This is a genomic window from Pseudophaeobacter sp. C1-32P7 (assembly GCF_041008775.1).
In the GTDB taxonomy this organism is placed as follows: domain Bacteria; phylum Pseudomonadota; class Alphaproteobacteria; order Rhodobacterales; family Rhodobacteraceae; genus Phycobacter; species Phycobacter gallaeciensis_A.
Genome location: NZ_JAXGFR010000042.1, coordinates 1 through 10,326, shown reverse-complemented (window position 1 = coordinate 10,326; position 10,326 = coordinate 1). Strand labels below are relative to the sequence as shown.

11 protein-coding genes and 1 pseudogene are annotated in these 10,326 nt (G+C 59.3%); 11 read left to right on the top strand and 1 reads right to left on the bottom strand.

From position 1 onward, the window contains the following. The 8 genes and pseudogenes from SM763_RS23420 to SM763_RS23385 form a co-directional block, all read left to right on the top strand. A pseudogene (locus SM763_RS23420) lies at positions 1-398 on the top strand (lytic transglycosylase domain-containing protein); the annotation flags it as partial. Then, positions 395-1,192 (top strand): type IV secretion system protein, encoded by a 798-nt coding sequence (locus SM763_RS23415; protein ID WP_368999929.1) that lies wholly within the window; start codon positions 395-397, stop codon positions 1,190-1,192. The pseudogene SM763_RS23420 and the gene SM763_RS23415, both read left to right, overlap by 4 nt. Before the next feature lie 14 nt (positions 1,193-1,206). Further along, on the top strand, positions 1,207-1,854 hold the full coding sequence (locus tag SM763_RS23410) for a VirB8 family type IV secretion system protein (protein WP_368999928.1): 648 nt from the start codon (positions 1,207-1,209) through the stop codon (positions 1,852-1,854). Then, positions 1,851-2,552 (top strand): TrbG/VirB9 family P-type conjugative transfer protein, encoded by a 702-nt coding sequence (locus SM763_RS23405; protein WP_368999927.1) that lies wholly within the window; start codon positions 1,851-1,853, stop codon positions 2,550-2,552. Before SM763_RS23410 ends, SM763_RS23405 begins: the two co-directional genes overlap by 4 nt. Beyond that, on the top strand, positions 2,549-3,874 hold the full coding sequence (locus SM763_RS23400) for a TrbI/VirB10 family protein (RefSeq protein WP_368999926.1): 1,326 nt from the start codon (positions 2,549-2,551) through the stop codon (positions 3,872-3,874). The genes SM763_RS23405 and SM763_RS23400 overlap by 4 nt, the downstream gene beginning before the upstream one ends. A 1-nt stretch (position 3,875) precedes the next feature. Further along, a complete protein-coding gene (locus tag SM763_RS23395; protein WP_368999925.1) occupies positions 3,876-4,910 on the top strand; it encodes an ATPase, T2SS/T4P/T4SS family in 1,035 nt (344 codons plus the stop codon). 15 nt (positions 4,911-4,925) lie between these two features. Further along, positions 4,926-5,345, top strand: a complete 420-nt coding sequence (locus SM763_RS23390; RefSeq protein WP_040885977.1) for a hypothetical protein — start codon at positions 4,926-4,928, stop codon at positions 5,343-5,345. Further along, positions 5,345-6,370 carry a TrbL/VirB6 family protein gene (locus SM763_RS23385; protein ID WP_368999924.1) on the top strand — a complete coding sequence of 342 codons (1,026 nt, stop codon included), beginning with the start codon at positions 5,345-5,347 and terminating at the stop codon, positions 6,368-6,370. The genes SM763_RS23390 and SM763_RS23385 overlap by 1 nt, the downstream gene beginning before the upstream one ends. A gap of 146 nt (positions 6,371-6,516) precedes the next feature. Here SM763_RS23385 and SM763_RS23380 read toward each other — a convergent pair whose 3' ends face one another. Next, positions 6,517-7,863, bottom strand: a complete 1,347-nt coding sequence (locus SM763_RS23380; RefSeq protein ID WP_368999923.1) for a hypothetical protein — start codon at positions 7,861-7,863, stop codon at positions 6,517-6,519. 258 nt (positions 7,864-8,121) lie between these two features. Here SM763_RS23380 and SM763_RS23375 point away from each other — a divergent pair, with 258 nt between their 5' ends. From SM763_RS23375 to SM763_RS23365, 3 genes are all read left to right on the top strand, one after another. Continuing rightward, positions 8,122-8,631, top strand: a complete 510-nt coding sequence (locus tag SM763_RS23375) for a GrpB family protein (RefSeq protein ID WP_050686097.1) — start codon at positions 8,122-8,124, stop codon at positions 8,629-8,631. Between the two features lie 108 nt (positions 8,632-8,739). Beyond that, positions 8,740-9,981: a tyrosine-type recombinase/integrase gene (locus SM763_RS23370; RefSeq protein ID WP_207509043.1), complete on the top strand. Its 1,242-nt coding sequence runs from the start codon at positions 8,740-8,742 to the stop codon at positions 9,979-9,981. Then, entirely contained in the window at positions 9,978-10,220 is a 243-nt protein-coding gene (locus SM763_RS23365; RefSeq protein WP_368999922.1) for a hypothetical protein, read from the top strand. The genes SM763_RS23370 and SM763_RS23365 overlap by 4 nt, the downstream gene beginning before the upstream one ends. The last annotated feature ends 106 nt before the right edge of the window (positions 10,221-10,326 follow it).

The following is a 10,326-nucleotide window of genomic DNA, read 5'->3' as shown; positions in this document are numbered from 1 at the left end:
ACTATGTCGTGGTGATCCCGCAGCAGTACAACAGCTACCTCGCGGCCGTGGGCGGCATCGATGCGCTCGGCACCATCGACCCTGTGCTCCTCGCCAACGCGAGTTTCAGCCTCTCGGCCCATGGCGCCGGGGTCTATGGCGACTATTCGCTGGTTTCGGTCCGGGCCGCAGCCCTGCGGGTTCAGGACATCATCACCCGCATCGGTGAGACCGAGGATCTCCACGAGGCCATCGCGCTCAACACCTATGCCCGGGCCGAACTGGCCCGGCTGGTCGCAATCCGGACCCGGATCAAGGCCGCCCGAACCGAGCCACTCAGTGCGGAACAGATCGCATTGGCGGCGGCCCAGGCTGCCGAGCGGCAATTCATGGATTTCACCCAGGAGACATTGCGATGATCCGGCGCTTGTACCGTTCCCTCACTACCACCGCCGCGACCCTCGCGCTGGCCACCGCCCTCGCGGGGCCCGTCACCGCTCAGGGCGTGCCCACGGTCGACACCCAGAACATCGCCCAGGAAATCCGCCAGCTTCAGCAGATGCTGCAGGATTTCGGGATCCAGACCGATCTGCTGGACAATGCGTTGGAGCAACTGGACATGCTGCAAAGCCAACTCGATCAGCTGAACGAGATGTATGCCTCGCTCACCGGGCCGCGCAGCATCCTCGGACTTGCCATGGGCGGGGACCTCGACACCTTGCTTGAGGCCAACATCAAAAACATCCCCGGCCTGATCCGAGGCATCCAGGCGGGCGATTGGAGCGCCCTCATCGGGCCCAATGCCGGGCCCATGCGCACGCAGATGGAACAGGCGCTGGCAAGCGCCGGGTTCGACGATGATTCACTCCGCGAGATCGCCACCAGCGGCAATCCGGGCGCCGAAGGCGTGGCCACGCGGGCAACCACAGGTGCTGTGATGTCGGCGGCGGCGCAGAACAGCCACGCAGAGGCGGAACAGTCTCTCGAACGGGTGGAACGTCTGGTCGAGATGATCCCCGACATGGAAGATCTCAAAGCCTCGATGGATCATAACACACGCGTCACGGCGGAACTCGCCATCGCCATGACCCGGATGTGGGAGCTGGAAGCGATCCAAACCCTAGGCGCTGGCAATGCAGGCGTGGTTGACGCCGCCACCGTTGCCGAAGAACGCCGCTACATGGACTTCACCTTGCCGGATCTTGAGCCATGAGTGGGGCAGGGGTGATGACTGCGCGCGAGCTCGTTGAAGAGGAACTTGTCTACGGTGCCCTGCGCCGGGAACAGCTTTGGCGGATGATCGGCATTTCCGGGGCAGGCTTTGGCGTATTCGGCTGTTTGACGGCTGCGGCTGTCGCGCTGATGGTCGAGACGCCGCCTCCCGTGGTTGTGCCCTACGATCCCGCGACCGGGCTGGCGCTCCCCAATGCCACGGTTGAAACCGTGTCGCTTGCCGAACGTCCTGCCGTGATCGAAGCGCAAATCTACCGCTACATTCTCGACCGCGAGACCTACAACCAGCTCGACAACGATCTTCGTGTCCGCCGTGTCCTCGCACAGTCTTCCGGATCGGCCGAGGCCAACATGCGCGCGATGTGGACATCGGGGCAGGAGAGCTATCCGCCGACGCGATATGGGGCGGCAGCCGAGATGGCCGTTGAGATCGCATCGATCACCCTTATTGGCGATAACCGCGCCCAGGTGCGGCTCAGAAAGCGCCTGACAAGCCCGCAGGGGGTACAGGATGGATCGTTCACTGCCACGTTGATGTTCGAATTCCGGCCCGAGCGGACCCGCGCGATCGACGATGTCTGGCAAAACCCTTTCGGTTTCACCGTCACCCAATATGCCATCCGATCGGACCGTTCCGAATGACTCGCACTCCAATCTCTGCGCTGCTGGCCGCCAGTATTCTCGCGTTCGCGGGAACGACTGCTTTGGCCGAAACTACGCCCCGCCCAGGCTCTCATGACAATCGCGTGCGCGTCGCGACCTGGACTGAAGGCCAAGTTTACCGTGTCGTCACGACTCTGACCCGCGTCACCACAGTCGAATTCGGTGAGGGTGAAACCATCCGCTCGATCATCGCCGGCGATACGGTCGGGTTTCAATTCGACGGTGTCCCGGGTGGCCGTGCCTTCGCCATCAAGCCGACAGCATCTGGCGTCGCCACCAACATCACCGTCTACACCAACCGCCGCTCCTACTACTTCCATGTCGTCGAAGCCCGGGAGACGCCGCATTATGTCGTGCAGTTCCGCTATCCTGAAAACCGTGTGCAACCCGCCAGGGCGGTTGCGGCCGATGCGCCGAACGCGAACTATGCGGTCAGTGCCCGAGAAGAGTTCACGCCGACGGCCATCTGGGATGATGGTACCTTCACGTATTTCCGGTTTGCACGGAACGCGCCGGTGCCCGCCATCTTCCGATATTCGAACGGCAGGGAACGCGCGGTGAACAGCCAGGCCTTGAGTGACGGCGTCATCCGCGTGTCCGGCGTCGACCGACAATGGGTCCTTCGCCTTGGCGAAGAGGTGGTTTGCGTCCAGGACGCAGGACAGGCCACATCATGACCGAAGGTACGGAAGACCTCGCCGCGCGCCTCGCGGCTCTCGAAGGCTCGACAGGCAAAGCGAAGGCAAGCAAGCGGCCTGCGCCGCTTGCCGCGATCCTTGGGGTCGTCGGCATCGCGGCAGCAGGCGGTCTGGCATGGGCTGCCCTGCAGCCGTCAGCAGAAGCACCAATGGCGACCGCCGCGCCGGAGGAGTTCCAGACCAGCGGCCCCGGATTCGGAGATCTGGCGCCGATTTCTGCCCCGCAGCCCAGCCAAGCCCCGCCTGCGGACACAGGTCCGAGCGAGTCGGAACTCGCGCTGATGGAAAGTCTTGCGACATTGAGAGCGGAACTCGAGGACCTGCGCGCAAGACCGGCCGAGGCCGCGGATAGCGGGGCGGAGCAGGCGATTGCGGACCTGACGGCGCAAATTGCCACCTTACAGGAAGCATCCGCCGAGGCTCAGCGTGCCCTCGAGCGGCAGCTGACAGAGCGGGATCGCGAATTGGATCAGCTCCGAATGGACTTGGAACTTGCACGGCTTGCGCCACCAGAGCCGACCTCATTGGGACCAAGTGAAGAAGAATTGCGGCTGGCCGAACTCGAAAGGCGGCGCGCAGCCGAAGCCGAGGCCCGCGCAGAGCGTATCGCGTCTCCTATGATCGCGTTCTCCGGGATGGGCGCGGGTGCGGATAGGGAGAACACGCTGGAAGCCGCACGTTTGAATGCAGATGAAGCCTTTGTTCGTTCGGGCGCGCAACCTGCACAGGTGACACGTGCCGAAGTGATCGCGAACCCATCGAACACGGTTGTTCAGGGCACCATGATTCAGGCTGTGACTGAGACGGCTCTCGACAGCACACTGCCCGGCGCGATCCGCGCCATCGTCTCGGAAGACGTCCATTCTTTCGATGGAACGCGTATCCTGATCCCGCGAGGGGCGCGGCTGATCGGGCGCTACCGCTCCGATGTCGCACTCGCCCAATCGCGCGTCATGGTGGCATGGGACCGGATCATCTTGCCCGACAATCAGACCGTGCAGATCAGCGCCTTCGGTGGAGACGAACTCGGCCGTACTGGCACCACCGGGTTTGTCGACACCCGTTTCGCGAGGGCGTTCGGCTCCGCCGCGCTGATCTCCTTGATCGGCGCCTTGCCTGCAGCTGCAGCGGGTCAAATCGACAGCGAGGCGGCGGCCGATGTTGCGAGTGATGTCGGCACCGACCTGCGCGATAGCACGCAAAGCGTGATGCAGGACTATCTGTCGATCCGGCCAGTGATACATGTCGATCAGGGTACACGGGTCACGGTTATGGTTGATCGTGACCTCGAGATTTTCTGACATGGCTGCAAGTTATCTGGAAGCGTCGCTCGACCGTTTCGGCCCCGATATCCTGCGCGACGACACGATCGAGATCTGCATCAATCCCGACGGACAAGTCTGGGGCGAATTCCAGGGCGATCACTTCATGCGAGGTCTCGGCAGCCCGCTGAGCCAGACCGAGATCAAGGACCTCGGCAACCAGATCGCCTCGGCCGCCTCGACGACGCTCAGCACGAAGAAGCCCATTGTCTCGGTCTCGATCCTATATCGAGATCGCCCGATCCGCGCGCAGGTGATCCAGCCGCCGGCAGTCGAGGGCGGGTTTTCAATATCGTTGCGGTTCTTCTCCTCCCTGCCGCTGGAGGCAATCCGGCTCGGCTTCCTCTATGGAAAGGAGCGCAGCCTCGAAGGTCTGCGGCGCGAACGAAACGCCGCGCTGCGCAATGTGGTTGCCTCCGGCGACATCGACGCCGCGCTGCGCTTCTGCGTCGAGAACAAGCTCAACATGATCGTTTCGGGCGGTACATCGACCGGCAAAACGGTCGCGGCGCGCAAGATCCTTTCGCTGATCGCGCCCGAAGAGCGGATCATCACTATCGAGGAGGCGGCCGAGCTGCGCCCCGAGCAGCCCAATGCCGTGACGTTGATCGCGGACCGGGACACGGATGCCCGCAGTGCCGATGTGCTCTTGGCCTCAACGCTTCGCATGCGACCTGACCGGATCGTCCTAGGCGAAGTCCGCGGGCGCGAGGCGATGACGTTTCTCGAGGCAATCAATACCGGCCACGGTGGATCGCTGACTACGCTCCATGCCGAGACCCCACAACTTGCTGTTCGTCGCCTCGCCATCGCTGCCCTGAAAACGGATGTGCCGATGACCTATGCCGACATGATCGATTATATTGAGGGCTCGATCGACGTGATCATTCAGGCAGGCCGCCATGAAGGCGCGCGCGGAATCACCGAGTTCTTCCTGCCGGGTCAAACCACAGATTTGAACCTCGACACGGTCGACGGCAGAGGCAACAAGAGCCCCTCCGTTGCCGCTGAGTAAAAAAGGACCCCCCAGATGCGAAAACCAATCCTCGCAGTCATGCTTGCCGCCCTTGCGGGCCCACTTGTGGCGCAGACTTCGCCTCCGATCTCAAACGATCTCACGGTCGATATGTCGCCTCAGAAGTACCGGATTTGCAACGATCGTCCGGCGCGCCCGACCTGGATGGACGAAATCAATCCGCGGGAAGCCTACAAGGCGCTGACGTTGATGCGTCTCTACGAGTTGCGGTCATGGGAGACGATCAACGAAAGTGGCGATTGCGGCTGTGATGTGCGCTTCCCGTCTTGGGATGCCGCTTCGACCGAGTACGAGGAACAGTTCGCGAGCAACACCCAAGCGGAGCACACTCAAGCCCAATTGGCCCTCCGCAACGAACAGAACCAGATCGCCCGCGCCGTCCAGGATATCTGCGAAGCGCAAGGCAACTGGTAATGAGCATCGTCAGCTGGATGGTTGGAACCGCCGACGGCTTCCTCGCCGATGCGGCCGAGTCCCAGTTCGGGACCGTGGCGAGCAATACCGGCACGATCGTCCTGCTGATGGTCACGCTTTCGCTGATCGGCGTCTGCATGAACATGGCATTCCAGTTCCGCAGCATGGATGGGGCAAGTTTCTTCTGGTACCTGATCAAGCTGATGCTGATAGGGGTCTTCGCTTTCAACTGGGCCAACTTCAACGCTGTCGCAAATGCAGTCATTGGTGGGCTCGACTATGTGGCGGGCGCACTGATTTCATCAGTCGGGGGCGGCGGGGCGGGCGCTACCTATTTCGCAGCCGAATTCGACCGACTGATTACAGAGTTCAGCCAATACCTTAACGCTATCGGCAACAACCTCAACTGGATGACCGGAGCGATCCTCGGCGGCATTGGCCTGGTGCTCCTCAGCCTTCTCGGCTTTATGACCGGCATCGTACTCATCTTCGCCAAGATGATGCTGACACTCATGCTTGGCCTCGCTCCGATCATGATCGCACTGTCGCTCTTTGACGCGACCAAGGATTTCTTCCACAGATGGGTCTCGACGACAGTCAGCTATGCCTTCTACCCCATCGTAATCGCAGCAATGTTCTCTACCGTCGTCGGCATGGCGAATTCGCTGCTGGCCCAGCTCGGTGATCCGAACTCCGCGACCAACATCGGCTCGCTGGTGCCGTTCTTCGTCATGGTTTTCTTGGCCAAGGGCTTCGTCGCGGCAACGCCCCTGATTGTGCGGGGGATCTCCGGGAACCTGATGGTGGCGGCCGCTCCCGCCGTTGTCGCTGGATCGACAGGAATTATGCGCGGGCTCTTAAACACGGCCGGCGTCAAAGGGAGGTCGCGGATCGGTGCGTTGACAACTGGCGAGGCTATTGGACGAGGCGTATCGCAGAGCCCCGCAGTCGTGCGGAGTGCTGCGGTCACGGCCAGCGCGCAAGTGGTCCGAATGGCAGAAAGGGCAAAGCGGCTAGGGCAGTGAAGAGGCAAGTGTTTTTGCAAGTCGTGTGGACATCGGCGTCGAGAAGAGCGGGACGCCGACTGGGGGCAGTGCAGCGTGGCGCTCACAGAACAACTGGTGACGTGGTCATCTGAAACTCCTACAGAAACGACTAGGTTCAGCACTGATCATCGAACGATTTCAAAGTCGTCTAGAGTAACTCCATAGACCTTCTTAAATGTTTCATTACCCCACGCCTCCGCTTGCGTCTGATCGTAGTTCTCGAACAACCAACGGAAATCGAAGGCAAAGGGGCCGTCTTTAAGGAGCCACTGTCTGGTCAGATCATAGAGAGGCATCATGCCGTAGAAGCCATGAAAAGTATCCATGACGGCCTTTTCCGTACGGTGTGGCCAACTCCTAGGATAAACCCCATCCTTGTCACCCCGGTCACTGAACAGCGACAGATGGCGCAGCCATATGTCGCGCACGCCCCTCGTGTTCTTGTCGCCCGCCAAATAGGCGCCGGGCCAGCAGAAGAACTCGGGGCGCTCGAACTTATCTTGGCACAGCGCAACAAAGTGCGAGAGGAACACCCTGATTGGAAGATTCATGGGCTCGTACTCAAACGAGCGATACTCCTCCATAAGCTTGGGAAGGCCCGGAGCGTTTTCATGCCACTTCAAGACAGCACTCAGCCCCTCCATGGGGTGATCGTAGCCCACATTGCTTGTCAGCTCCTCGGATACGGCGATGTACTCTTCTTTGGAGTATTCAGTGATGGACCGCTTGAGGTGCGGCAGCTCCTTCACGCTAAGGCAAAGCCTCGTGAAGCGGACGCCAACATCTACGTCAAGAATCAGATCCTCAAAACTCGTCACCTCTAGGGGCAACCCACGCGTAGGATTGATCGACAGGTCGCATACAAGCAAGAACAGACCTATCAACGGATCATCCATATGCTCCGGCCATTCGGCTTCTGCCAGTTCGAGGAAGCGCTCGAATGCTTCGACGTAGATCCCTGAGAAGTATCCCATGTCGCGCAGCTCGGTGCATGAGAGCGGTTCCTGCTGCGTGTTGTGCAGGAATTGTAGCTGGATGAATCTTGCCTGCCCCTCATAAATCGCGCGCAAACCTGTTGCAGGCAGCCGAACCGGAGAGCCCCAGTAAAACCCTTCATGCTGAGCGGCATTCAGACGCTGCTCCTCGGCCTGCCATTTAGAGGTCTTGGGCAGGATTTTGAACTCCGGGTCGATCGTATCAGCGATCATTCCCACGAGCTGATGGTAGACGACAAAATAGCCGTGCCCCACTGACTCGAAGTGGTTCTCCTTGATCATCCAATGGACGTGTTTGCGGGGCTCATAGGCGTAGTACTTGTAGTATTCGACATCGAGAGCGTTGTTCACGGCCGTATTGGCCTGCGCGAGCTTTGCCTGCGCGGAGTGCCCTTCTTTTAGAAGAATCTGATCCGTATAGCCTTTCAGGGGCTTTTTGGCACCGACTGAGGCGAGCACCTCCTTGAGCTCACCCATGCTTGAGTGACATTGAGCAAGGTAGCTGAGGCTGAACAGCAGACCCGATGTCGATCCGACATGCTGCCACCAGTGGGCCTTATGCCGATGTCGGCATAAGACCCATAATGCCGAGTTTTGGATTATGCCGCGCCGATCTCCAAAACCTGATGTTTTGTAGGGATTTTGGCGACCAGACACGGCATAAACGCTGCCCTTGACGAAACTGCAATCAGAGAACCCCTTTAGCAACAGCCCTTCTAGGATTAGGGTCGCAGAATGCCCCTTACGAGGAAGATCACGAAGTACAACAACCGCTGGCCGCTTGAATTTGAGATCGAAGCCAAGCGCCTTCGACCGATCTTCGCCAGCCGACTGGTTTCCATCCATCACGTCGGTAGTACCGCTGTCGAAGGCTTGGCGGCAAAACCTGAGATTGACGTCTTGGTGATTGTTACAGACAGTGAACCTCTAGAAATTTGGCAGGATAAGCTGAGTTACTTGGACTATAGGCGCGGCGGTGATCTGGTCCAAGGCCACCACTTCTTTAAACGCGATGTGGATGGCGTGCGAACCCACAAGTTGCATGTCTGCATACAAGGGCATCCGCAAGTTACGAGGATGCTCAAAATACGCGATCACCTGCGATCGAACGCTGAGGACCGAGCCGCTTATGCAACTTTGAAGCTAAGTCTCGAAAAACAAAATCAAACGGGCATTGCCGAATATCTCGACGGCAAATCGCCCTTTCTGGACGAGCTATATGACAGGTGTTGCTCCAATCAATAACCACCGCCCAACCAAATTCCGCATGGTGACTGTGCTTGCCTGCGTTTTGAACGTCCGGTTCGGAGAGCTGCCATAAGCACGACCTTCAACCAACTGAAGGAAATGCTTATGAAAACGAAGCCATCACGCGCAGACCAATCTCTGCCAGACCTGATCAAATATGCGAAGTTCTTCGGCGAGCGCATCGAAGATGAGGGATACAGCAAAGGTTCGATAGCCAAGTACAAGTCAAATGCTCTGGCGCTCTGTGAAGCCCTGTTGTCGGCCAAGCTCAGTCCTGCTGATCTTACAGATGACATCATGGACGAGCTTGCGGTCCCGATCATCAAAGCTGCATCAGCAAAGGACAAAAAGCACTGTCGATACCGACTCAACCGGTTCAGGGATTATCTGATCGAACACGCGGGCGCACCGCCGCGCTCTGAGCCGCCGCTCGACATGTCGCCCAGGGCAGTCCTAAAACGTGATTACGAGTCCTATCTTCGCGTCCAACGCGGCCTCTCCGAGGAGACCATCTACCATTGCCTGCGGTTCTTTGATCGGTTCCTGACAGCGAAGTTCGGTGCCGGTCTAGGTGATCTCAATAGCATCAAGCCCGACGACATCACGGGCTTCATACTTCGATTGCGCGAGAAGCAAAACGCGCCGCGGGACAAGACAGGCCCATCGCATCTTCGCAATCTCTTCCAGTTCCTGTTCTGGAGCGGCAAGACCGAGCGCAACTTGAGCGCCGCCGTGCCAAAGGCGCGCCAACCCAAACCAACCGGCATTCCGCGATATCTTGAGCCGGAAGAGGTCAATCGTCTCATCGAGGTGGTGCGCGGCCACAAGAAAACGGGCCGACGCAACTATGCGATGCTTATGCTGATCGCCCGGCTTGGCCTTCGAGCGCCGGAAGTTACGGCCATTGAACTGGATGATATCGACTGGCGGGCCGGAGAAATCCTGATCCGTGGCAAGAGGCAATTGCACGACCGAATGCCAATGTCGCCGGAAGTTGGCGAGGCAATTGTTGATTACATCAAGCATGAGCGCCGAGGTCCGGATCGGGCGCTGTTCGTCTCCGTCAAACCGCCGTTCAAGAGGTTCAAGGACGCACAAATCCTGCGCTGGATATTGCGGGATGCTTATGACGCAACCGGTATCAGTCCACCACAAGCCTATGTCGGTAGCCACATTCTCAGGCACAGCCTGGCCACCGACATGCTGCGAAAAGGTGCTTCGTTGGCCGAGATCGGCGACGTTCTGCGCCACAGGTCGGCGATGACCACAACGATCTATGCGCAGCATGATGTTGATGCCCTGCGCTCGATCTCGCGGCCTTGGCCAACTTCGGGAGACGCCCAATGAAGACGCTTTCCCAAAGACTTGATGAATATCTGGCCCTGCGGCGCTCGATGGGGTTTGTTCTCTCCTTTGACGAACGGGTCCTGCGCAAGTTCGCCAACTATGGCGATGAGAATGGGTTCGATCGAATCACGACGCCCTTGTTCCTCGACTGGAAAGCGAACTACGGCAGTGCGGATAACAACACATGGTCTCATCGCCTCGGTATGGTGCGCAGGTTCGCCTCTGGGGTCACTGCATAAAAGTGACATTATTGTCCGGCTCGTGCGAACGAACCGGGAACTCATGCGGCATCGCGAAGATCATTTTTCCGAAGGGGCCTGAGGCGATCTGGGCTGAGCGGCGGGT

Excerpts from the sequence above, each read along its gene's own strand:
- SM763_RS23415 (WP_368999929.1), top strand. The coding sequence starts at position 395 with ATGATCCGGCGCTTGTACCGTTCCCTCACTACCACCGCCGCGACCCTC.
- SM763_RS23410 (WP_368999928.1), top strand. The coding sequence starts at position 1,207 with ATGACTGCGCGCGAGCTCGTTGAAGAGGAACTTGTCTACGGTGCCCTG.
- SM763_RS23405 (WP_368999927.1), top strand. The coding sequence starts at position 1,851 with ATGACTCGCACTCCAATCTCTGCGCTGCTGGCCGCCAGTATTCTCGCG.
- SM763_RS23400 (WP_368999926.1), top strand. The coding sequence starts at position 2,549 with ATGACCGAAGGTACGGAAGACCTCGCCGCGCGCCTCGCGGCTCTCGAA.
- SM763_RS23395 (WP_368999925.1), top strand. The coding sequence starts at position 3,876 with ATGGCTGCAAGTTATCTGGAAGCGTCGCTCGACCGTTTCGGCCCCGAT.
- SM763_RS23390 (WP_040885977.1), top strand. The coding sequence starts at position 4,926 with ATGCGAAAACCAATCCTCGCAGTCATGCTTGCCGCCCTTGCGGGCCCA.
- SM763_RS23385 (WP_368999924.1), top strand. The coding sequence starts at position 5,345 with ATGAGCATCGTCAGCTGGATGGTTGGAACCGCCGACGGCTTCCTCGCC.
- SM763_RS23380 (WP_368999923.1), bottom strand. The coding sequence starts at position 7,863 with ATGGGTGAGCTCAAGGAGGTGCTCGCCTCAGTCGGTGCCAAAAAGCCC.
- SM763_RS23375 (WP_050686097.1), top strand. The coding sequence starts at position 8,122 with ATGCCCCTTACGAGGAAGATCACGAAGTACAACAACCGCTGGCCGCTT.
- SM763_RS23370 (WP_207509043.1), top strand. The coding sequence starts at position 8,740 with ATGAAAACGAAGCCATCACGCGCAGACCAATCTCTGCCAGACCTGATC.
- SM763_RS23365 (WP_368999922.1), top strand. The coding sequence starts at position 9,978 with ATGAAGACGCTTTCCCAAAGACTTGATGAATATCTGGCCCTGCGGCGC.